Below are 21,132 nucleotides of genomic sequence, written 5' to 3'. Positions count from 1 at the left end.
AGGGCGCCCGTCCTCACGCGGCTCGGTCGTCGCCTGCCTCGAGCAGCCGCTGTCGCAGTCGTGCCGGTGTCTGCGGATCCATCCCATGCTCGAGCAGGTACTTCTCCACGGCGTCGTCACCGTAGGTCTCGGTGAGGGAATCGAGGATGCCCGCCAGCAGATCCCGGGGTGCGGCCGTCGCCGTCTCGACGAGGTTGCCCGAGATCCCGGCGTCCGAGTAGTTGCGGAGGACGGATTCGAGGAACGCCCCGCCGAGGTGGTCCTCGGTGACCGTGTAATCGTCGAGGATGTCGTCCCGGTCGACGCCGAGGAGGTCGAGGACGAACGCCGCCACGAGGCCGGTGCGGTCCTTGCCCGCCGAGCAGTGGAAGACGATGCCGTCCCCGCACCGGTTCGCGATCGTGTCGACGGCGAGTGCGAGTCGCGGCCCGAAGTGGTCGATGAGGTAGTCGTAGATCCGGCGCAGGGAACGGTCGGTGAGGTCGAGTCCCGTCGTCTCGGCGAGCTCCCTCATCTCCTCGGCGCTCAGCGGCGCTGCCGGGAAGAACCGGTCCTCGAAGATCGGGAGTTCGATGTGGTCGACGTCGAGGCCGGCGAGGGCGTCGGGGTGCTTCGCCCGCTCGCCGATGTCCCGCAGGTCGAGGACGGTCGTGATCCCCAAGCGGCGCAGCTCCTCGCGCGAGCGGTCCGTGAGCTGGGCGAGGCCGTCGGCGCGGAACACCTTCCCCGTCGCCACGGACTCTCCCCCGCCCACGGGTGCCCCGCCGAGGTCGCGGAAGTTGAAGGTCCCCTCGATGTCGATCCTGTCCAGGCTCACTGTTCCTCGCTTTCGTCCGCGGCGACGCGTTCGTCGTCCTTGATCCGACGGTACTCGGCTTCGACGTCCTCGAGCGAGGCCATCGGTCCGCCCCGCCCCTGACCGTCGAAGGCGAAGGGGTGGCGACGGACGAGTTTGGCCTCGAGTCCGTCGATGACGGCGCCGAGGCTGTGGCCGTAGTCCTCTCCCCCGCTCTCATCGAGCAGCGCGGAGTGGAAGAGCACCTGGTAGAGGACATCGCCGAGTTCGTCGATGACGGCCTGCCGCGTCGCCGGGCCGGGCGAGGCGCGGAAGTCCGCCAGCGCCTCGATGAGCTCTTCCGTCTCCTCCCTGGCGTACTTCTCCAGGCTCGCATGGTCCTGTTCGGACGACCACGGGCACCGGGAGCGCAGCACCGCCATCGCCTCGACGATGCCGTCGACGCGGGGCGCCGCCTCCGCTGACGTGCCGCCGTCGCCGGTCATGCCTGAACGACCTCGGAGGGAACCACCTCGGCGGGGACGACCGGGAGGATCGCGTCGAGGAACTGGTGGGCCCAGCGGAGGATGTCGGAGTCGGTCATCTCCTTGGCTCCGAACCCGTTGCCGTCCATCGGCTTGGGCACGAGGACCGAGCGGATCGCGGGCTTGAGCAGCGACTTCGGATAGAGGCGCTTGAGCCGCACGACCTGGGAGTCCTCGAGTTCGACGGGTCCGAAGCGGACGAAGTTGCCCTGGACGACGATGTCGTTGACGCCCGAGGCGCGCGCCCGGATCCGCAGCCGGGCGACGTCGGCGAGGACGCCCACGGCCTCCGGGTAGGGACCGTAGCGGTCGACGAGTTCGTCGAGGACCTCCTGGAGTTCGTCCTCGTTCGCCGCGGCCGCGAGCTTCCGGTACGCCTCGAGGCGCAGCCGCTCGTGATCGACGTACTCGGCGGGCAGGTGGGCGTCGACGGGCAGCTCGATGCGCATCTCCGCCTCGGGTTCCGTGTCCTCGCCGCGGAAGTTCGCGACCGCCTCGCCGACGAGGCGGACGTAGAGGTCGAAGCCGACCCCTTCGATGTGTCCCGACTGCTGGCCGCCGAGGAGGTTGCCGGCGCCGCGGATCTCGAGGTCCTTCATCGCTACCTGCATCCCGGCGCCGAGCTCGGTGTGCGCGGCCAAGGTCGTCAGCCGGTCGAGGGCGGTCTCCGTGAGCTGGGTGTCGGCGGGGTAGAGGAAGTACGCGTACGCGCGTTCGCGGCCTCGACCCACGCGGCCGCGCAGCTGGTGGAGCTGGGAGAGGCCGTAGCGGTCGGCGTGGTCGATGATGAGGGTGTTGGCATTCGCGATGTCGATGCCGGTCTCGACGATCGTCGTGCACACGAGCACGTCGTACTTCTTCTCCCAGAAGTCGACGATGACCTGCTCGAGACGGTGCTCGTTCATCTTGCCGTGGGCGATCGCGATCCGGGCCTCGGGCACGAGTTCGGCGAGGCGGGCGGCCACGGCCTCGATGTCGCGCACCCGGTTGTGGATGTAGAAGACCTGGCCCTCGCGCATGAGCTCGCGCCGGATCGCGGCCTTGACCTGCTGGTCCTCGTACTTGCCGACGTAGGTGAGGACGGGGTGGCGCTCCTCGGGCGGGGTCGCGAGCGTCGACATCTCGCGGATGCCGGTCACGGCCATCTCGAGCGTGCGCGGGATCGGGGTCGCCGACATCGCCAGCACGTCGACGTTCGTGCGCATCGCCTTGAGAGTCTCCTTGTGCTCGACGCCGAAGCGCTGCTCCTCGTCGATGATGACGAGCCCGAGGTTCTTGAACCGCACCTCCCCGCTGAGGAGGCGGTGCGTGCCGATGACGAGGTCGAGCTTGCCGTCGGCGAGGTCGGACACGACCTTCTCCGACTCCTGCTTCGTCTGGAACCGGGAGAGGGCACCGACGGTGACGGGGAATCCCGCGTACCTCTCGGCGAAGGTCTCGAAGTGCTGCTGGACCAAGAGGGTGGTCGGGACGAGGACGGCGACCTGTTTGCCGTCCTGGATCGCCTTGAACGCCGCCCGCACCGCGATCTCCGTCTTCCCGTAGCCGACGTCGCCGCAGATGAGCCGGTCCATCGGCACCGACTTCTCCATGTCGGCCTTGACCTCGTCGATCGTCGTGAGCTGATCGGTGGTCTCGACGTAGTGGAAGGCGTCCTCGAGTTCGCGCTGCCACGGGGTGTCGGGCCCGTACGCGTGGCCGACGGTCGCCTGCCTGGCCGAGTAGAGGCGGATGAGCTCCCCGGCGATCTCCTTGACCGCCTTGCGCGCCTTCGCCTTCGTCGACTGCCAGTCGGCGCCGCCCATCTTGTTCAGACTCGGGTTCTCACCGCCGACGTAGCGGCTGACCTGGTCGAGGGCGTCGGAGGGCACGTAGAGTCGGTCACCGGGCTGGCCGCGTTTGGCCGGCGCGTATTCGATGATGAGATATTCGCGCGTGTGCTTGGCGGCGCCCTTGCCCGTCGTCCGCTGCGTCATCTCGACGAACCGTCCGACACCGTGCTGCTCGTGGACGACGAGGTCTCCGGGGGCGAGGTTGAGGGGGTCGACCTGGTTGCGCTTGCGGCGGGTCGGCAGTCGGCGCATGTCACGGGTCGAGGTCGCAGCCGCCCGCCCGAGGACGTCGGCCTCGGTGAGCACGGCGAGCTTGAGGTCGTCGAAGACGAAGCCCCCGAACGGGGCGGCCGTGGTCACGGTGACGAGGGCCTCGGGCGCATCGGTCGGGTCCTCGACGAAGGTCGCGGGCACCCCGGCCTCGGAGAACACCTCGACCATGCGCTGGCCCGGCCCTTGTCCTTCGGTGAGGACGAGGATCCGCCACTGGTCGTGGACGAGCCCGCGCACGTCGGTGAGGATCGCCTCGACGTCACCGGCGTAGCCCTTCGGCGGCCGGGCGGGGATGGAGAAGAGGTTCGCGTGCGGGGAGACGAGTTCGGCGTCGGTCGCAAACCCCCCGATCTCCCACCAGGCGAGTCCGATGAGTCCGGCGCCCTCGCGCATCTCCTCGAGCGTGCGGAAGGTCGCGGCGGAGAGGTCGATCGGCGAGTCCCCGCCCGCGGCGGCACCCGACCACGCGGCTTCGAGGAACTCGTTCGTCGTCACCACGAGGTCGGCGGCGCGCGCGGCCACACGTTCGGGTTCGGTGACGATGATCTTCGTGCCCTCGGGCAGGAGCGCGATGAGCGGTTCCATCCCGTCGGCGAGGACCGCGGTGAGCGACTCCATGCCCTCGACGGCGATGCCTGCGGCGATCTTCTCGAGCATGTCGGCGGCGGCGGGAAGGGTGGGGGCGAGCTCGGCGGCCCGCGCCCGGACGGAGTCGGTGAGGAGGAGTTCGCGGACCGGGGGCGCGGACAGGCGCAGGGGGTCGGCGTCCGCCTCGGCGGGGATGGAGCGCTGATCGGCGACGGCGAACTCACGGATCTCGTCGACCTCGTCGCCGAAGAACTCGATGCGCAGCGGATGGTCGACCGTCGGCGGGAAGACGTCGACGATGCCGCCGCGCACGGCGTACTCGCCACGGCGGGAGACCATGTCGACACGGGTGTAGGCGAGTTCGGTCAGACGCGCGGAGAACGCCTCGATCTCGGCTTCGTCGCCGACGGCGAGCTCGATCGGCGGGATCTCCCCGAGTCCCTTGGCCAGGGGCTGGAGGAACGCGCGGACGGGGGCGATGATGAACGTGAGTGCGCCCCCGGGCTTCGGGTGGGCGAGGCGGCGGAGGATCTCGAGGCGCTGACCGACAGTGTCCGAGCGCGGGGAGAGCTTCTCGTGCGGCAGGGTCTCCCAGCTGGGGAAGACGGCGATCGAGTCGGCAGGCACCCAGTCGGCCAGCGACCGCGCGAGGTCCTCGGCCTCCCGGGTCGTGGCGGTGACGATGAGCTGCGGTGAGGCGGCGGGCCCGGAGGAGACGGTGCGCCGCAGAATCGAGGGCCACAGTCCCTTGGTCGCGTCGATGGTCCCGCCGGTCGTCGTCGGGTCGGCCATGGCCTCGACGAGTTCGGTCACGGTGGGATTCTGCAATGTGAGATCGAGTCCGTTGAGCACCTGGCAATTCTAGTCCACGCCCCTGACTCGGACCCGATCCGACCTGTGCGCGCCTGACCAGGACAGGGACCGGGAACGGGAGGGTCGACCGGGGCCGACACCCGCCGCCGGACTCCCTAACAGTACGGTCACGGGCCCGCGTCTCTGGGGGTTCTCCAAAGTTCGTGGCCGATAATCGAGGCATGAGCTCCGACAACTCCCCTCGTTTCACCGCCGAGGAGTCCCGGGCCCTCTTCGGCACCGACTCTCCGCACTCACCCCAGCCAGGCACCCGCCAGTCCCCCGGTGCGCGCCTGCGCTCGATGTACTCCGGCGGGTTCTCCCGCTTCGCCCCCGTCTTCATCCTGCTCGCGATCATGTGGATCGTCGAGATCGTCGACGCGATCCTGCCGGCCGACCTCGACGCCTTCGGCCTGCAGTCGTGGAATCCGATCGCCCTCTACGGGATCGTCACCGGGCCCCTCCTCCACGCCGGGTTCGGACACCTGCTGGCCAACACGTTCCCGTTCCTCATCCTCGGCCTCTTCATCGCCGCCGAGGGCGCCCGCCGCTTCTGGCTCGTCACGGTGATCTCCGCGGTCGTCTCCGGCCTCGGCGCGTGGCTGACGACCTTCCCCGGCCACTACATCGTCGGCGCCTCGGGCATCGTCTTCGGTTACTTCGGCTACCTCGCGGTGCGCACGTGGTTCACCGAGGACGTCCTGCGCAGGATCATCTACTTCGCGATCGGGCTCTTCGTCTTCGTCACCTACGGCGCCTCCCTCGTCTTCGGGCTCTTCCCGCAGGCCAACGGCGTGTCGTGGCAGGGTCACCTCTTCGGCTTCATCGGCGGCATCATCGCCGCGTGGTACATCCACCGCCGGAGCGGTGCCCGTCCCGTGGCCTGAGTGATCGTCTGATCCGGCGGTCCTTCCGACCGGTTCGTTCCCGCCCTCGCCGAGGCGGTCCCGGAGTCCTCAGCTGCGGGCGTGGAACTTCGCCTGCACGGGCAGCAGGCCCTCGATGATGCACATCTCGACGGCGTCGGCGACGTCGGAGACGAAGATCGGCAGGGTCGTGCGCTCGTCCTTCGCAAACGGCCGCAGCACGTAGTCGGCGGTGTCCTGGCGGCCGGTGGGCCGTGCGACGCCGGCGCGGATGCGCACGTAGTCCTTCGTGCCCAGCGCCGAGGTCATCGACCGCAGGCCGTTGTGTCCGCCCTCTCCCCCGCCGACCTTCGCCTTGATCGTGTCGAAGGGCAGGTCGACGTCGTCGTGGACGGCGATGATGTGGTCCGGGTCGATGCCGTAGAAGTCGGCGACCTGCCTCAGCGGCCCACCGGAGTTGTTCATGTATCCCGTCGAGGTGGCGAGGACGACCCGAGGTCCCGGCACCCCGGGAACGGACCCGGTGGGGAGCCGGCCGGTGCCGACGTTCGCACGCAGCTTCGTCCGCGTCAGGCTGATGCCCATGCGCGAGGCGAGTTCCGCGACGACCATCTGTCCGATGTTGTGCCGGGTCGCCGCGTACTCCGGTCCCGGATTGCCGAGTCCGAAGACCAGCCAGGCTTCGCTGCTCATCGTCACCCTCTCCTCATCTCGTCATCCCTGCCGCCCGCCGAAGGCGTGTCCGGACCCAGGATAGGCAGATCGGCGGGCCGCCGTGGTGGCGGCCCGCCGATCGTCGTGGTCACACTCGGGTGAGTGCCGGTCCAACCCCGGTCAGGGTCGGATCAGTGTTCTCACTCCTCCTCGGAGGCCTCGTCCTCGGAGGCGGCCTCGTCGGTCGACTCCTCGTCGGCGGCCTCGTCCTCGGTGGTCTCGTCGGCATCGGACTCGGTGTCCATCTCGAGCTCTTCGGAGATGTTGACGACAAGCAGCTCCGGGTCGGCGACGAGCTCGACGCCGGCCGGCAGCTCGACCTGCTCGGCGAGGATGTGCTCACCGGCGGGGCGGCCCTCGACGGAGACCTCGAAGAGCTCGGGCAGCTTGGTCGCGTCGGCGAGGACGGCGAGCGTCGACTCGACCTGCGAGACCATCGTGCCGGGGGCGGCATCGCCGACGACGTGGACGGGGACGTCGACCTCGATCTTCTCGCCGCGCTTGACGATGATGAGGTCGACGTGCTCGATCTCACGGCGCACGGGCTCGATCTGGACGTCGCGGGCGATCGCGAGGACGTTCTTCGCGCCGTCGGTGCTCTCGATCTCGAGCAGGGCGTTGGCGTGCTTGAGGGCCATCATCGTGGCGTGTCCCTCGAGCGAGATGTGGACGGGGTCGCCGCCGTGGCCGTAGACGACCGCGGGGATGCGACCGGCGCGGCGGATGCGGCGGGCAGCGCCCTTGCCGAATTCGTCGCGGGGTTCTGCGATGAGCTTGAAGTCAGCCATGTTTCTCTCCTTCGTGGTGATCTCTCATGCACCACGGCGAAACAGTCTGAGGCCGCACCCGGGGCCGCATATCAGCGCACCCGAGGTGGGTCAGGACCGCGTCGATCACGGAGACAGGCGTCTCCCTCGCCGAGGCAACCCGACTATTCTACGGCACCCTTGGTGAGTGCTCCAAGTCGTTCCTGAACGGCTGCCGCGCACGCGGCGAGTCCCTCCGCGGTGAGGAGGATGTCGTAGTGGTTGGTGCCGAGGACCTCGACGACCTCCATGCGCGGCCATCGCTGCCGGTAGGAGGCGACGAGCTCGGGCGGGTAGAGGCCGGGCTCGGCGGCGACGAGGTCGCGTTCGGCGGCGAGGAAGGCGACGTCGGACTGCTGCTCCTCGTCGGCCATGACCGCGGCCAGCGCCGCCGGGTAGGCAGCGCCCTGATACATGTCGGCGGAGTCGGCCTCCATCGCCTCGACCGAGGTCGAGGGCTGGAACGTGTCGTCGTCCTTGGCGGCGAGGTCGTAGACGAAGCTCTCGGTCGCCACGGTGTCGAGTCCGTCGACGAAGGCGGGATGGGCGGCGAAGAACGCGAGGTACTCCTCGACGGTGGTGAAGGTCATCGACAGCCTCTCGGCGGCTGGGCCGAGGACGGCGGCGATGAGGTCGTCGGTGTCGAGTGCGGCGTTGAGCTCCTCGCTCTCGGCCTCGCCGGGCGACAGCTCCTCCCCCGCGCCGGGCAGCGCGAGCGGGAGGGGAAGGCCGCCGTCGATGAGGACGGGGCCGCGGAAGCGCACGGTTGCCTCGGTGTCGGTGGTGGTGTCGTCGGCACCGACGACCGCAGGCAGTCTGGCGAGCGTCATCGCGACGAATCCGCCCATCGAATGCCCGACGAGGGTGACGGTGCCCGAGTCGGAGAACGTCTCGATGGCGGTGAGGACGTCCTCGGCGTGGACGCGCATGCCGAAGGGACCGGGCAGGAGGCGTGAGTCCGCGCGTCCGCGCAGGTCCGGTCCGATGATGCGCACGCCCGGCAGGAGCGGGACGAGCCCGGCGAAGAAGAGGTGGTTCGAGGTGATGCCGTGGATGACGCACACGGTGGGCACGGGTCCGGGTTCGGCGGAGACCGGTTCCCACACGCCGACGGAGAGCGCGCCTCCGGCGACGTCCACCCTGTAGCGGTTGTAGTCATGGGTCGACATCCTCCGGGCTCCCTTCCCTCTCCTGCCTCCAGTGTAGAGCGAACCCCCGCTCGGGGGCGGGGGTTCGTCGGTGTCCACGGTGCGGTAGACGGCGGGTCTCAGACCTCGAAGAGGCTGGTGACCGACCCGTCCTCGAAGACCTCGTGGACCGCGCGGGCGATGAGCGGGGCGATCGAGAGCACCGTGAGCTTGTCGAAGATCTTGTCCTCGGTCAGCGGCAGGGTGTTGGTGACGATGACCTCGTCGGCCACGGAGTTCGACAGGCGTTCGACGGCGGGCCCGGAGAACACGGCGTGGGTGGAGACGACGATGACGTTCTTCGCCCCCGCCGCCATGCACGCGTCCGCGGCCTGGACGATGGTGCCTCCGGTGTCGATCATGTCGTCGACGAGGACGCACGTGCGGCCTTCGACCTCACCGACGACGCGGTTGGCCTTCGTCTCGTTCGGCCGCGTGATGTCGCGGGTCTTGTGGATGAAGGCCAGGGGCACGCCGCCGAGGGCGTTCGACCAGTTCTCGGCGACCTTGATGCGGCCGGCGTCGGGCGAGACGACGGCGAGGTCGCCGGGGTACTTGTCCTTGACGTAGCCGGCGAGGATCGGCATCGCGATGAGATGGTCGACCGGTCCGTCGAAGTAGCCCTGGATCTGGGCGGTGTGGAGGTCGACGGTGATGATGCGGTCCGCACCGGCGGTCTTGTAGAGGTCGGCGACGAGGCGGGCGGAGATGGGCTCACGGCCGCGGTGCTTCTTGTCCTGGCGCGCGTAGGGGAAGAAGGGGGCGATGACGGTGATCCGCTTCGCCGAGGCGCGCTTGAGGGCGTCGACCATGATGAGCTGCTCCATCAGCCATTCGTTGATGGGAGCGCTGTGCGACTGGAGGACGAAGACGTCGCAGCCGCGCACGGATTCGGAGAACCGGACGTAGATCTCGCCGTTGGCGAAGTTGTAGATGTCGGTCGGCAGGAGCTCGGTGCCCAGGTTCTCCGCCACCTGCTCAGCGAGTTCGGGGTTCGCCCGTCCGCTGACCAGGACGAGCTTCTTGTCGCCCGCCGTCGTTATCTCGTTCACTTATCCGTTCCCCTATCGGATGCGGCCTCGGCGGCCTGCGCTGCAGGCGTGCCGGGGCGGTTGGCTTCGACCCAGCCCTCCAGGTTGCGCTGCGGGGCCACATTGATGGCGAGCGCTCCTGCAGGGACATCCTTGCGCACCACGGTGCCCGCACCCGAGTAGGCGCCGTCGCCCACTGTGACCGGGGCGACGTACATGTTGTCCGAGCCCATCCGTGCGTGCCTGCCGATCGTCGTGCGGTGCTTGGCGACTCCGTCGTAGTTGACGAACACCGAGGCGGCGCCGATGTTCGTGCCCTCCCCGATCTCCGCGTCGCCGACGTAGCTCAGGTGCGGCACCTTCGCACCCGGTCCGATGTCGGCGTTCTTCGTCTCGACGAAGGTGCCGATCTTGCCGTCTGCGCCGAGCTTCGTGCCCGGGCGCAGGTAGGCGAAGGGTCCCACCGAGGCGCCGGGTCCGACGATCGCGAGCTCCGAGTGGGTGCGCACGACCTGGGCTCCGGCGCCGACCTCGGTGTCCTTGAGCGTCGAGTCGGGTCCGACGACGGCACCATCGTGGATATCCGTGGCTCCGAGGAGCTGGACGCCGGGGAGGATCGTGACATCCTGGCCGAGGGAGACGTCGACGTCGATCCACGTCGTGTCCGGGTCGATGATCGAGACGCCGGCCCGCATCCACTTCTCGCACGTGCGGCGGTTGAGCTCCTTGCCGAGCTGGGCGAGCTGGACGCGGTCGTTGGCGCCCTCGACCTGCCAGAGGTCGTCGGTCGCGGTGGCGGCGACGGGCAGGCCCGCGTCGTGGGAGACCCCGACGACGTCGGTGAGGTACTTCTCGCCCTGGGCGTTGTCCGTGGTCAGGGAGGCGAGACCGGTGCGCAGGGCCGTCGCGTCGAAGGCGTAGATGCCGGAGTTGATCTCACGGATGGCCCGCTCCGCCTCGGTGGCGTCCTTCTGCTCGACGATGCGCAGGAGGTTGCCGGCGGCGTCGCGGACGACACGGCCGTAGCCGGTGGGGTCGTCCACCTCGGCGGAGAGGACGGTGACGGCATTGCCCTCGCCCTCGTGGACCTCGACGAGACCGTTGATCGTCTCCGTCGTCAGCAGCGGGACGTCGCCGTAGGTGACGACGACGGTGCCGGCGAGGTCGGCGGGAAGCTGGGTGAGCGCGCACTCGGTGGCCCGGCCGGTGCCGGGGACCTCGTCCTGGTCGGCGACGAGGACGGTGCGCGTCGAGGTGACCGTGAGCTGGTCGAGGTGGGCGACGAGCTGGTCGCGCTCGTGGCGGACGACGACGACGAGGTGGTCGGGCGAGGTACCCTCGGCCGCGGCGATCGCGTGATGGAGAAGGGAGCGCCCGCCGATCGGGTGCATCACCTTCGGCAGTGCCGACTTCATGCGAGTGCCCTGGCCGGCGGCCAGGACGATGACGGCAGTGGGACGGATCTGCGGCATTGAAAAGGTATCCTTCGCAAGTCGGATGGGGCCAGCTCCGCCCATAGGATTCGAACCTATACTGCACGGCTCCAAAGGCCGGCGTGCTGCCATTACACCAGGGCGGAACAGCGTGCGCCAGTCATAGGGCCCGCGCTCACGAGTACCCATCATGCCATTACGATGAACGGTATGGAAATTCTGCGCGAGGTGCTCCTCACCCTTCATCTTATCGGCATGGCGATCATCGTGGGAGGCTATTTCACGGTCATCCGCTCGCCTCGGGTGCTGCCGGGAATGCTCCACGCGTCCTACCTCCAGCTCGTCACCGGACTCCTCCTCGTCGGCCTCGCGGAGATGGGCGGCGGCCAGGTCGATCACATGAAGATCGGCATCAAACTCGTCGTCGCGATCCTCGTCACGGTCTTCGCATTCCTCGGCAACCGGCAGGAGAAGCGCTTCGCCGCAGAGACGGCGGTCGAATCAGCGGCGGCGGGCACGACCGCCTCGGCGAACGGAGCCGTCACCGCGGTGCGGCACCCCTCGGCGACGATGGCACACCTCACCTTCGCCTTCGCGATCCTCAACGTCCTCGTCGCGGTCTTCGTCGGCTGACCTTCGTCTCCTCCCCCGGCTCAGCCACCTTCCGGGCGCTCGGGTGAGGGCGTCTGCCTGCGTCAGGGGCGGACGGTATCGTTGGTTCCGACATGACTGCTGCAGCTGACCACACTTCGATGACCGCCGACTCCCGCGCCGACGACCTGCTCTCTGGCCTCAACCCTCGGCAGCGGGAGGCCGTCGTCCACACGGGCTCTCCCCTGCTCATCGTCGCCGGTGCCGGATCCGGCAAGACGACGGTGCTCACCAGGCGCATCGCCTATGCCCTGGCCACCGGCCGCGCGCATCCGGGCGAAGTGCTCGCGATCACCTTCACGAACAAGGCGGCGAAGGAGATGGCCGAACGCGTCTCCGCGATCGTCGGACCGGCCTCGCGGGCGATGTGGGTCTCGACGTTCCACTCCGCGTGCGTGCGCATCCTCCGCCGGGAGGCGAAGACGCTGGGCAGAAGCACGAACTTCACGATCTACGACGCCCAGGACGCGCAGCGCCTCGTCGCGCAGATCCTCAAGGAGCTCGGCCTCGACTCGAAGAAGTACGCGCCGCGGTCGATCCTCCACCGGATCTCCAACCTCAAGAACGAGCTGCAGACGGCCGAGGACTTCGTCCCGCGCCCGAACAATCCCGCCGACGAGGTCTTAGGCGACGTCTTCCGTCGCTACACCCAGCGTCTGCGCCTGGCCAACGCCTATGACTTCGACGACCTCATCGCTGAGACCGTCCACCTCTTCGGGGCCTTCCCCGAGGTCGCCGACTCGTACCGTCGCCGGTTCCGCCACATCCTCGTCGACGAGTATCAGGACACGAACCCCGCCCAGTACGCCCTCATCCGGGCACTCGCCGGTGACGGCGCGGGCGGGTCGACCGGTGCCGAGCTCACCGTCGTCGGCGACGCCGACCAGTCGATCTACGCCTTCCGCGGAGCGACTGTGCGCAACATCGTCGAGTTCGAGCAGGACTTCCCCGCCGCCGAGGTGGTCCTCCTCGAGCAGAACTACCGTTCGACCCAGAACATCCTCGATGCTGCGAACGCCGTCATCGCCCACAATCAGGACCGCAAGGACAAGCGCCTGTGGACCTCCGAGGGCGGGGGCAAGCCGATCGTCGGCTGGGTCGCGGAGAACGAACAGGCCGAGGCACGCTTCGTCGTCGACCGCATCGACGAGCTCATCGACGAGGAGAAGTACACCTACGGCGACTTCGCCGTCTTCTACCGCACGAACGCCCAGTCCCGGGCGATCGAGGACGCGCTCGTCCGCTCGGGCATCCCCTACAAGGTCGTCGGCGGCACGCGGTTCTACGAGCGCAAGGAGATCAAGGACGCCCTCGCCTACCTCCGCGTCATCGCCAATCCCGACGACGACGTCAACCTCCGCCGCATCCTCAACGTGCCCAAGCGCTCGATCGGCGACCGCACCGAGGGAATCATCGCCGACTTCGCGGACCGGGAGGGCATCAGCTTCTATGCCGCACTCGGTCGCCTCGGCGAGATCCCGCACCTGTCCACCCGCGCCCAGTCCTCGGTGGAGAAGTTCTACGCTCTCCTCCGCGATCTCTCCGCCACCGCCGAGGTGGCCCCCGTCTCCCGCGTCATCGAAGCGATCCTCGAACAGAGCGGATACCTCGAATCCCTGCAGAAGAGCACGGACCCGCAGGACGAGTCCCGGGTCGACAACCTCGCCGAGCTCGTCGCCGTCGCCGAGGACTTCTCCGCGACCCGTGCTGTCGCCGCCGATCCGGAGGCCGCCGACGCCGACCCCGGACAGTCCGAGGCTGCTGACGCGGACCCCACCCCCGCCGAGGCGGGCCGACCGTCGGGTGCCGAAGCGCAGGTCGCCTCGGATGCTCAGTCCGCATCGGATGCCGAAGCGCAGTCCCCCGCCGAGGCGGCCGCAGACGCATCGATCGACGCATTCCTCGAACAGGTGGCGCTCGCCTCGGACACCGATCAGATCCCCGACGCCGAGCTCGGGCAGGTCACTCTCATGACCCTCCACACGGCGAAGGGCCTCGAGTTCCCCGTCGTCTTCCTCACCGGCCTCGAGGACGGCGGCTTCCCACACGCCCGCTCGTTCGAGAATCCCAGCGAACTCTCCGAGGAGCGGCGCCTCGCCTACGTCGGCCTCACCCGGGCGAGGCAGCGACTGCTCGTCACCCGCGCGGAGACGCGCAGCATGTGGGGTCAGCCGCAATACAACCCGCCCAGCCGCTTCCTCACCGAGATCCCCGAGAACCTCATCGAATGGGAGAGCACCGGCAGCTTCTCTTCGGCCCTCGGCAGCGGCGGCGGGAGCAGCTTCGGCGGCTACGGTGCGCGCGGATACGGCGGCGGGTCCTCCTCGCGCGGAGGCTCCGGCGCTTCCGGTGTCGGCGGGTCCTCACGCACCTCGGGAGCCTCCCGCGGCTCTCGCGCCGCGAGTGCGCCCTCGGCAGGCTTCCCGAATCGCATCCGCCCCAACCGTGAGGTCATCTCGGTGTCCGTGGGCGAGAAGGTCTCCCACGAGTCCTTCGGCCTCGGGACCGTCACCGAGGTCAACGGCACCGGCGACAAGACCGTCGCCGTCGTCGACTTCGGTTCGGCCGGCACGAAGCGCCTCCTCCTCCGCTACGCCCCGGTCGAGAAACTCAGCTGACCGCCCCCAGGGCACAGAGAAGCGCCGAGGTGATCATCCACCTCGGCGCTTCGTCCATGCCGGACGCGGCAATGGACTGAGGATCACTGGTTGCCGATGGCTCCATCGGCGCCGTCGCGGCCCTGGTTGATCTGGTCTTCGAACTTCCCGCCGGAGAGATTGTTGGCGGCATCGGAGGCCTTGTCGAGACCCTGGTCGCTGATCTCTTCGCCCTTATCGCTATTCACGGCGTCCTTGGCTTTGTTGGTCAGGTCATCAAATCCCATGCTGTCTCCTTTCATCGGAAGAGGCCCGTACGGACCTCCTGACGCAGACCACGATGCCACTTTCGTCACCGAGGGCAACCGGAACCTCCGACTTTCACAGAGATCTCCCAATGTGACCATCGCCACTGCCTCGGTAACTTCTCGGCGACTCCGGGCGCCGGCAGCCCTGCCCGTCACTCTCGCTGACGTCAGCGGCTCTGCGGGACGACGATCGCGAGTCCGACGAGGAGGGCTGTGAAGATCAGGCAGGTGAGGATGTCGACGCCCTTCGAGCGGTTGACCCAGAACTCGCCCCACGGCGAGGGCATCGACCGCATGAGCGCGAGTCCCCCGGGGACGGCGGCGAGGACGAAGGCCCCGAGCCGGAAGTCGATGAATGCGCACGCTGCGGCCACACCGGTCGCCGCGAGGCAGCCGAGCAGCACCCAGTCCTTCGAGACCGGATGCGAGTAGCGCCGCTTCCAGTAGATCCACCGCTTGGCGAGCGCCCCTCTCCCCCGCCGGGCATGGCGGGGGGAGGTGCGGGTCCGCTCAGTGGAAGAAATGGCGGCTCCCTGTGAGGTAGAGGGAGACTCCGGCGTCCTCGGCCGCGGCGATGACCTCGTCGTCGCGGATCGACCCACCGGGCTGGACGACGGCGGTGACACCGGCGTCGAGGAGGATCTGGAGTCCGTCGGCGAACGGGAAGAACGCATCGGAGGCGGCGACGGAGCCGGAGGCGCGTTCGGCACCGGCGCGCTCGACGGCGAGCTTCGCCGAGTCGACCCGGTTGACCTGACCCATGCCGACGCCGACCGAGGCGCCGTCCTTGGCCAGGAGGATCGCATTCGACTTCACCGACCGGCACGCCTTCCATGCGAACTCGAGATCGGCGAGCACCGCGGGGTCCGCGGCCGGACCGGCGGCGAGCGTCCAGGACTTCGGCGAGTCGCCCTCGGCCTGGAAGACGTCACGGTCCTGGACGAGGAAACCGCCGGTGATCTGGGTGATCTCCTCGGCCGGGGCGTCGATGTCCCCGAGTTCGATGAGGCGCAGGTTCTTCTTCGATGCCAGGATCTCGAGCGCCTCGGGCGAGAACGACGGGGCCGCGAGGCATTCGGTGAAGATCGGCTTGATCGACTCCGCGAGTTCGGCGTCGACCTCGCGGTTGACGGCGATGACACCGCCGTAGGCCGAGAGCGGATCCGAGGCGTGGGCTGCCCGGTGGGCGGCGGCGGGGGTCTCGGCGACGGCGATGCCGCACGGATTGGCGTGCTTGATGATCGCGACTGCCGGCTGGTCGAAGTCATAGGCGGCCCGGATCGCGGCATCGGTGTCCGTGTAGTTGTTGTACGACATCGGCTTGCCGCCGAGCAGTCTCGCCCCGGCGATGCCGCGCGTGCCGTCGGAGTAGACGGCGGCCGACTGGTGGGGGTTCTCCCCGTAGCGCAGATCCGCGAGCTTGTTCCCGGTCAGTCCCGCGAAGTCGGGCTGCTCGCCCGCGGGAGCGAGCTCCCCGGCGAACCACGAGGCGACGTCGGAGTCGTAGGCCGCGGTGTGGGCGAAGGCGCGGGCGGCGAAGGCCCGGCGGGAGGCGAGGTCGAAGCCCTCCCCTGCCGCCGCCTCGGTGACGGCCGGATAGTCGGCAGGGTCGGTGATGACGGTGACGGTGGGGTGGTTCTTCGCCGCGGCACGGACCATCGAGGGTCCGCCGATGTCGATCTGCTCGATGCACTCGTCGAAGCCCGCACCGCTGGCGACCGTCTCGGCGAACGGGTAGAGGTTGACGACGACGAGGTCGAAGGGCTCGATCCCGAGGTCATCGAGTTGGCTGAGGTGCTCGGGCTTGCGCGAGTCGGCGAGGATCCCGGCATGCACCTTGGGGTGGAGGGTCTTGACACGGCCTTCGAGGGTCTCGGGGAACCCGGTGAGCGCTTCGACCTCGGTGACCTCGACTCCGGCTTCGGCGATCCGCGCGGCCGTCGATCCCGTGGAGACGATCTCGACTCCGGCGGCGGCGAGCCCACGGGCGAGCTCCGTCAGTCCGGTCTTGTCGTAGACGCTGATGAGCGCTCTCCTGATCGCGCGGGTTCCTGTCACAGGTCCTCCTTGAGGGCTTGGTGGGTGATCGGCTCAGACGACGACGTCCGCCGCGGCGGGGTATCCCGAGACGTGGCGGCCGTCGATGGTGAGATCGTGGGTGGTGAGGAAGCGGAGCAAGCGGACGACTTCCTCCCGCTCCCGGGTCTTGATGCGCTCGTGGACGCTGTCCTCGGTGTCTCCGTCGAGCACCGGGACCGTGAACTGCGTGATGATCGGGCCCGTATCGACCCCGGAGTCGACGAGGTGGATCGTCCCGCCGGTGACCTTGACGCCGTGGGCGAGCGCGTCGCGGACGCCGTGGGCGCCGGGGAAGGCCGGCAGCAGCGCCGGGTGGGTGTTGATGATCCGCTGGTCGAAGGCGGCGATGAAGTCGGCGCCGAGGATGCGCATGAAGCCGGCGGAGACGACCCAGTCCGGGTCGAGGTCGGCGACCGTGTCGCGCAGCCGCACATTCCATGCATCGCGGTCGGAGAAGTCCCGAGGGCGGACGACGAAGGTGGGGATGTCCGCGGACTCGGCCCGGGCGAGGACACCCGCGGTCGGAGAATCGGAGCCGATCGCGACGATCTCGACGTCGGCGGATCCGGGTCCGGTGAAGGCGTCGATGACGGCCTGGGTGAGGGTACCTGAGCCGGAGGCCAGCAGAACGATGCGCACGAAGGCCATTCTATCCTCGCCGTCACGGGCGCACCGACCCGGACCGTGCCGGCTTCCGCTGGGGCCGGACCGGGCGCCGAGGCGATTGCCAGTCGACTGTGACAAAATGACGGGGTGACGTCACCGAACAGCACCGAAGAGAAGAATGCCCCCACCCCCGAGGAGGAGAGGCAGGCCGCGCCGGCGCGGCACGGACTCATCCTCATCCTCCTCGTCCTGGCCGCGGTGCTGACGTTCACCTATCCGCTGCCCTTCAAACTCGCCGCCGCGGGCTTCGCGATCGCCGCGATCGTCTGGTCGGTCCGCTACATCATCGCCGTGGTCAGAGCGAAGCAGAAGCGCAGCATCTCCCTCGGCGTCCTCGGCGGACTGCTCAGCGTCTACCTCGTCTTCTCCACCCTCTCCTCCGTGGTGCTCTGGCCCGTCCAGTCGAGCTACGAGGAGTGCGTGCGGGATGCGATCACCCAGCAGGCGGAGCTCAAGTGCGCGAGCGACTACGAGGACGGACTGGGCTCCTGGTTCAAGCAGATCACCGGACAGGACCTCGAGCTGCCCGGCTCGAACTGAGCACAGCGCACCTCTGAGCGGCCTCCGGTGCCGCAGTTCCGACCCCACCAGTCCGACCACCACCCGGGGTGCCGGCGATCAGCTGCGCTCGCTTCCCGCGAGAGCCTCGTCGTCCTCGCGGTCGAACTCCATGTGCGAGAGCATGGTCAGCCCGCAGCCGATGCTCAGACCCAGACCGACCCATCCGGTGACCGCGAGCGCGGAGACGAGGGGTGAGGGACCGAAGGCGGCGAGCCCGATGGGACCGATCGCACCGAAGGAGAAGAGCGCAGCGGTCTCACCGACGATGAGGACGAGCCCGGACGCGACGGCCACACTCATCCATCCGGCGGCATGGACCCGGCGGGCATGCGCGCGGCCGATGACGACGCAGCCGATCCCGAGGAGGACGAGGAGGACCGGTGCGGCCTTCGCCCACACCGGGTATCCCCCGACGAGGAGTTCGAGCACGGGAACGTCGGGCACAGGTCCCGAGGCCGTGAGGAACGCCGAAGAGACGCCGTCGCCGATGCCCACCCCTGTGCCGGCGATCCACGACAGCGCGCTGAAGAGCGCTCCCGGAGCGAAGAGCACCTGGACCACGACGAGGCCGATGCCGGCCGACAGCGGGGAGCTGTAGGCCTCCATCGCCTCGGCGAGGTCGGCCCACCGCAGTCCGAGCCCGACGGCGATGACGACGACGGCGAGTCCGAGGGCGCCGAAGAGCACGCGCCTGCCCAGGGCGGTCGCGGCACTCCAGACCTCCTCGTCGAGTCCACTCAGCCACGGGAGGTCGACGACGCCGCGGACCCGGACATAGCCGAAGGCGAAGGCCGTCGCGAGCAGGGCGAGCAGCCGGAGGACGCCGAGCGGATCGAGAGTCGCCTCCCCGACGAGGACGGCGAGCACGACGAGCGGCCCCGCGTAGACGAGGGCGAAGCCCGAGAGCGCCATGGCGCACGTCGCCCACCACGGAGTCTCCTCCGCCTCATCGCCGGGCTGAGGATCGGCATCGGAGAGCACAGTGATGAGTCGGGCCGCCCCCGAGGCGAGGAGGGCCCACACTCCGAGGGTGACGAGGCTCGGGGGCAGTGAGAAGTCGAAGCCCATCGTCGACATGCTCAGACCGTGGACGACGGCCCAGAGGGCGAAGGCCCACTCGGGGATGATCGAGTAGTCGAGCTGGGCGCCGAGGCCGACGAGCCAGAAGACCGTCGCGACGACGAACGCCGAGGGCACGACGATGAGGCCGAGGCGGAAGGCTTCGACCATGCCCAGGAGGACGGGATGGCGCGTGGAGCTCTGAGGTGGAGAAGTGTGCATCGGTACCATTTTCGCCGACGGCAAGCGCACATTGCGGTATTGACCACGCGATTCCCACGTCCGGGACGTACAATTGCGCCAGAACGCGCGTGTCGGAAGTTAAGGAAGCAGACTGCGATGAGCAACGGGAACGACGAACAGAATGTTCCGCCCCCACCGAACGATCCTCCCCACCGGAACACGGACGCGTCGACCGGCGAGGGCAGTACGGGCGTGACGGGTTCGGGAAGCGGTCCGAACCGAGCGTCCGCAGGTGAGGAGACGGTCGCGATGCCGAGCCCGTTCTCCTCGGACCGTGATGCGCGGGAACCCGCGGCGGATCGTGATGCGCAGAACACCGCGGCGAAGGAAGCCGACGAGACGTCGTTCGGCTCCGACGCTCCCCCGTTCGGGGCCGCTGACCAGGGCAGAGGTCCCGGATCGCAGCAGACTTCGGACGGCGCTGCGACCACTCCCCAGCCGCGCGTCGAAAGCGGCGCTCCGTCGGGCCCGGGCGCCGGAGGCCCGCAGGGGCAGGGCCCCGGTGCCGACAACGGCTCGCAGTGGTCGGGATCGCGCAATGAGCAGGGTCCTCAGTCGGCACCGCATTTCGGCGGGTCCCCATCGCAGCCCGGCGCACCCCAGTACGGCGGACCCGACCAAGGTGGATCGCAGCCCGGCGGCCCGCAGTACGGCGCACCCGGCCCCCAGTTCGGCGGTCCGGGGCAGAACGGTCCTCAGCAGGGCGGCCCTCAGCAGGGCGGCCCCGGCGGTTATTCGAACGAACAGGGCACGAGCCGCTACCCCGCCGTACCGGAGCAGAACGGCGGGTACCGGAACCCGGCGGGTCCGTACCAGAACCAGTCCGACCCCTACCAGAGCGGACCGCAGCAGACCGGTTCGGGGCAGCGGACGGGTTCGGGACCCGGGTCGTCCCAGGCCCTCCCGCAGCCGGCACCGGCCCCCGGTTTCGCCGGTTCGACCGCAGCGACGACCCGGGCAGAGTCCCGGGCACCGAAGAAGAAGGGGAAGCTGCCGCTCTTCATCGCCCTCGGTGCCGTCGTCCTCGTCCTCGTGCTCGTCCTCGTCGGTGTTCTCGTCGTCAACTCGGTGAACAAGAACAACTACGGACCGGACTCGGTTGCCGAGGACTACGTCGCGGCGCTGAACAAGGGTGACTTCGCCGCTGCGGAGAAGATCGCCCCGTCCCCGCGTCCTGAGGGCACGAACCTCGACCTGCTGTCGACGAACTTCACCGAGTCGTCGCCGGCGAAGATCAAGAACGCGAAGGTCGAATCCTCGAACGTCGACGGTGACAACGGCAAAGTCACCGTCAGCTACACGCTCGACGGAGCGAACTACAACGTCGATCTCACCGCGAAGAAGGACGGCAAGCAGAACCTCTTCTTCGACAAGTGGGCGCTGACCGGGCCCGCGCTCCACGTCATCTCCCTCGACGTCCCCGCCGCTGACGGACTGACGATCAACGGCACCGACTACAAGGCGCAGGCGGGCACGACGGCCTTCGCCGTCTACCCGGGCAAGTACGAGTTCGCGATCCCTGCGAGCAAGTGGGTCTCCGAGGCCTCGGACACCGCTGCGGCGAACTTCCCGCAGGCCTATGCCCCGGGTGATCAGCCGAGCGGCGAGCAGGTTTCACCGCTCACGCTCAACCTCGATCTCGCCCCGACCCCGGACTTCGAGAAGGAGGTCCAGAAGCAGGTCGATGCCGAGCTCGAGAAGTGCTTCGACAACAAGGACATCAAGCCCAAGTGCAAGTTCATCAAGTTCGATCCCACGCAGATCCCGGTCGGCGGCACGGACAAGAAGCTCGATGAGCTCGCGAAGAAGAACACCGCGAAGTGGAACATCAAGGAGATGCCCGACGTCAAGGCCTCCTTCGGGGTCGGTGACACCAACACGGGGTCGTTCTTCACCGAGAAGAACGGCAGCTTCGACTTCAGCGTCGACGGAAAGCAGCGCGGCTCCTCGTACTTCTCGAACGGGAATCCGCTGTCGGTGTCGGGAAGTGTGACGATCGAGGGCGACAAGCTCTCCGTCGAGTTCTTCGACTTCTGACGCTCTCCCTCCGACGGTGATCGCCGGGA

Annotated in this window: 18 protein-coding genes and 1 tRNA gene; 5 read left to right on the top strand and 14 right to left on the bottom strand. The window is 68.7% G+C overall.

Features of this window, described 5'->3' with window-relative positions:
- Positions 1-13: 13 nt before the first annotated feature.
- Genes AC0VYB_RS05420 through mfd form a run of 3 tightly spaced genes read right to left on the bottom strand, consistent with a single transcriptional unit; the run spans position 14 to position 4,805 of the window.
- Positions 14-817, bottom strand: a complete 804-nt coding sequence (locus AC0VYB_RS05420; protein WP_009374424.1) for a tyrosine-protein phosphatase — start codon at positions 815-817, stop codon at positions 14-16.
- Entirely contained in the window at positions 814-1,281 is a 468-nt protein-coding gene (locus AC0VYB_RS05415) for a MazG nucleotide pyrophosphohydrolase domain-containing protein (RefSeq protein WP_009374423.1), read from the bottom strand. The genes AC0VYB_RS05420 and AC0VYB_RS05415 overlap by 4 nt, the downstream gene beginning before the upstream one ends.
- Entirely contained in the window at positions 1,278-4,805 is a 3,528-nt protein-coding gene (gene mfd / locus AC0VYB_RS05410) for a transcription-repair coupling factor (protein WP_081590944.1), read from the bottom strand. Before mfd ends, AC0VYB_RS05415 begins: the two co-directional genes overlap by 4 nt.
- 242 nt (positions 4,806-5,047) lie before the next feature.
- Between mfd and AC0VYB_RS05405 the strand changes: the two genes are divergently transcribed.
- Positions 5,048-5,752: a rhomboid family intramembrane serine protease gene (locus tag AC0VYB_RS05405; protein ID WP_009374421.1), complete on the top strand. Its 705-nt coding sequence runs from the start codon at positions 5,048-5,050 to the stop codon at positions 5,750-5,752.
- A gap of 69 nt (positions 5,753-5,821) precedes the next feature.
- Here AC0VYB_RS05405 and pth read toward each other — a convergent pair whose 3' ends face one another.
- The 6 genes from pth to AC0VYB_RS05375 form a co-directional block, all read right to left on the bottom strand.
- Entirely contained in the window at positions 5,822-6,424 is a 603-nt protein-coding gene (pth, locus tag AC0VYB_RS05400; RefSeq protein ID WP_040341036.1) for an aminoacyl-tRNA hydrolase, read from the bottom strand.
- A gap of 161 nt (positions 6,425-6,585) precedes the next feature.
- Entirely contained in the window at positions 6,586-7,233 is a 648-nt protein-coding gene (locus AC0VYB_RS05395) for a 50S ribosomal protein L25/general stress protein Ctc (protein ID WP_009374419.1), read from the bottom strand.
- A gap of 143 nt (positions 7,234-7,376) precedes the next feature.
- Positions 7,377-8,420 (bottom strand): alpha/beta hydrolase, encoded by a 1,044-nt coding sequence (locus tag AC0VYB_RS05390; protein ID WP_131248561.1) that lies wholly within the window; start codon positions 8,418-8,420, stop codon positions 7,377-7,379.
- Between the two features lie 98 nt (positions 8,421-8,518).
- Complete coding sequence (locus AC0VYB_RS05385; RefSeq protein ID WP_009374417.1) at positions 8,519-9,490, bottom strand: ribose-phosphate diphosphokinase; 972 nt, start codon at positions 9,488-9,490, stop codon at positions 8,519-8,521.
- Complete coding sequence (gene glmU, locus AC0VYB_RS05380) at positions 9,487-10,941, bottom strand: bifunctional UDP-N-acetylglucosamine diphosphorylase/glucosamine-1-phosphate N-acetyltransferase GlmU (protein WP_063250203.1); 1,455 nt, start codon at positions 10,939-10,941, stop codon at positions 9,487-9,489. Before glmU ends, AC0VYB_RS05385 begins: the two co-directional genes overlap by 4 nt.
- A 35-nt stretch (positions 10,942-10,976) precedes the next feature.
- A tRNA-Gln gene (locus AC0VYB_RS05375) sits at positions 10,977-11,048 on the bottom strand.
- Positions 11,049-11,112: 64 nt separating this feature from the next.
- On the opposite strand from AC0VYB_RS05375, the gene AC0VYB_RS05370 reads away from it, so the two are divergent.
- Both AC0VYB_RS05370 and AC0VYB_RS05365 read left to right on the top strand, forming a co-directional pair.
- Entirely contained in the window at positions 11,113-11,535 is a 423-nt protein-coding gene (locus AC0VYB_RS05370) for a hypothetical protein (RefSeq protein ID WP_009374415.1), read from the top strand.
- A 92-nt stretch (positions 11,536-11,627) separates the two neighbouring features.
- Positions 11,628-14,171, top strand: coding sequence for a UvrD-helicase domain-containing protein (locus AC0VYB_RS05365; protein WP_100227338.1), 2,544 nt, complete (start codon positions 11,628-11,630; stop codon positions 14,169-14,171).
- A gap of 83 nt (positions 14,172-14,254) precedes the next feature.
- Here the strand turns inward: AC0VYB_RS05365 and AC0VYB_RS05360 are convergent, their stop codons facing one another.
- The 4 genes from AC0VYB_RS05360 to purN all read right to left on the bottom strand — a co-directional run bounded on the left by AC0VYB_RS05360 (position 14,255) and on the right by purN (position 17,176).
- On the bottom strand, positions 14,255-14,437 hold the full coding sequence (locus AC0VYB_RS05360) for an antitoxin (RefSeq protein ID WP_009374413.1): 183 nt from the start codon (positions 14,435-14,437) through the stop codon (positions 14,255-14,257).
- A 188-nt stretch (positions 14,438-14,625) separates the two neighbouring features.
- Positions 14,626-14,862 (bottom strand): hypothetical protein, encoded by a 237-nt coding sequence (locus AC0VYB_RS05355; protein ID WP_009374412.1) that lies wholly within the window; start codon positions 14,860-14,862, stop codon positions 14,626-14,628.
- Positions 14,863-14,968: 106 nt separating this feature from the next.
- On the bottom strand, positions 14,969-16,516 hold the full coding sequence (purH, locus tag AC0VYB_RS05350) for a bifunctional phosphoribosylaminoimidazolecarboxamide formyltransferase/IMP cyclohydrolase (protein ID WP_009374411.1): 1,548 nt from the start codon (positions 16,514-16,516) through the stop codon (positions 14,969-14,971).
- 33 nt (positions 16,517-16,549) lie between these two features.
- Positions 16,550-17,176, bottom strand: coding sequence for a phosphoribosylglycinamide formyltransferase (gene purN / locus AC0VYB_RS05345; RefSeq protein WP_040341032.1), 627 nt, complete (start codon positions 17,174-17,176; stop codon positions 16,550-16,552).
- A 114-nt stretch (positions 17,177-17,290) separates the two neighbouring features.
- Here purN and AC0VYB_RS05340 point away from each other — a divergent pair, with 114 nt between their 5' ends.
- Positions 17,291-17,743, top strand: a complete 453-nt coding sequence (locus AC0VYB_RS05340) for a hypothetical protein (RefSeq protein ID WP_009374409.1) — start codon at positions 17,291-17,293, stop codon at positions 17,741-17,743.
- A 78-nt stretch (positions 17,744-17,821) separates the two neighbouring features.
- On the opposite strand, the gene AC0VYB_RS05335 is transcribed toward AC0VYB_RS05340, so the two are convergent.
- On the bottom strand, positions 17,822-19,045 hold the full coding sequence (locus AC0VYB_RS05335; RefSeq protein ID WP_009374408.1) for a cell division protein PerM: 1,224 nt from the start codon (positions 19,043-19,045) through the stop codon (positions 17,822-17,824).
- 270 nt (positions 19,046-19,315) lie between these two features.
- Between AC0VYB_RS05335 and AC0VYB_RS05330 the strand changes: the two genes are divergently transcribed.
- A complete protein-coding gene (locus AC0VYB_RS05330) occupies positions 19,316-21,103 on the top strand; it encodes a hypothetical protein (RefSeq protein WP_179952589.1) in 1,788 nt (595 codons plus the stop codon).
- Positions 21,104-21,132 lie beyond the last annotated feature (29 nt).

It is taken from the genome of Brevibacterium sp. Z349TD_9 (assembly GCF_056173565.1).
The sequence above is the reverse complement of the archived record's forward strand: the minus strand, read 5'-3'. Positions and strand labels throughout refer to the sequence as shown.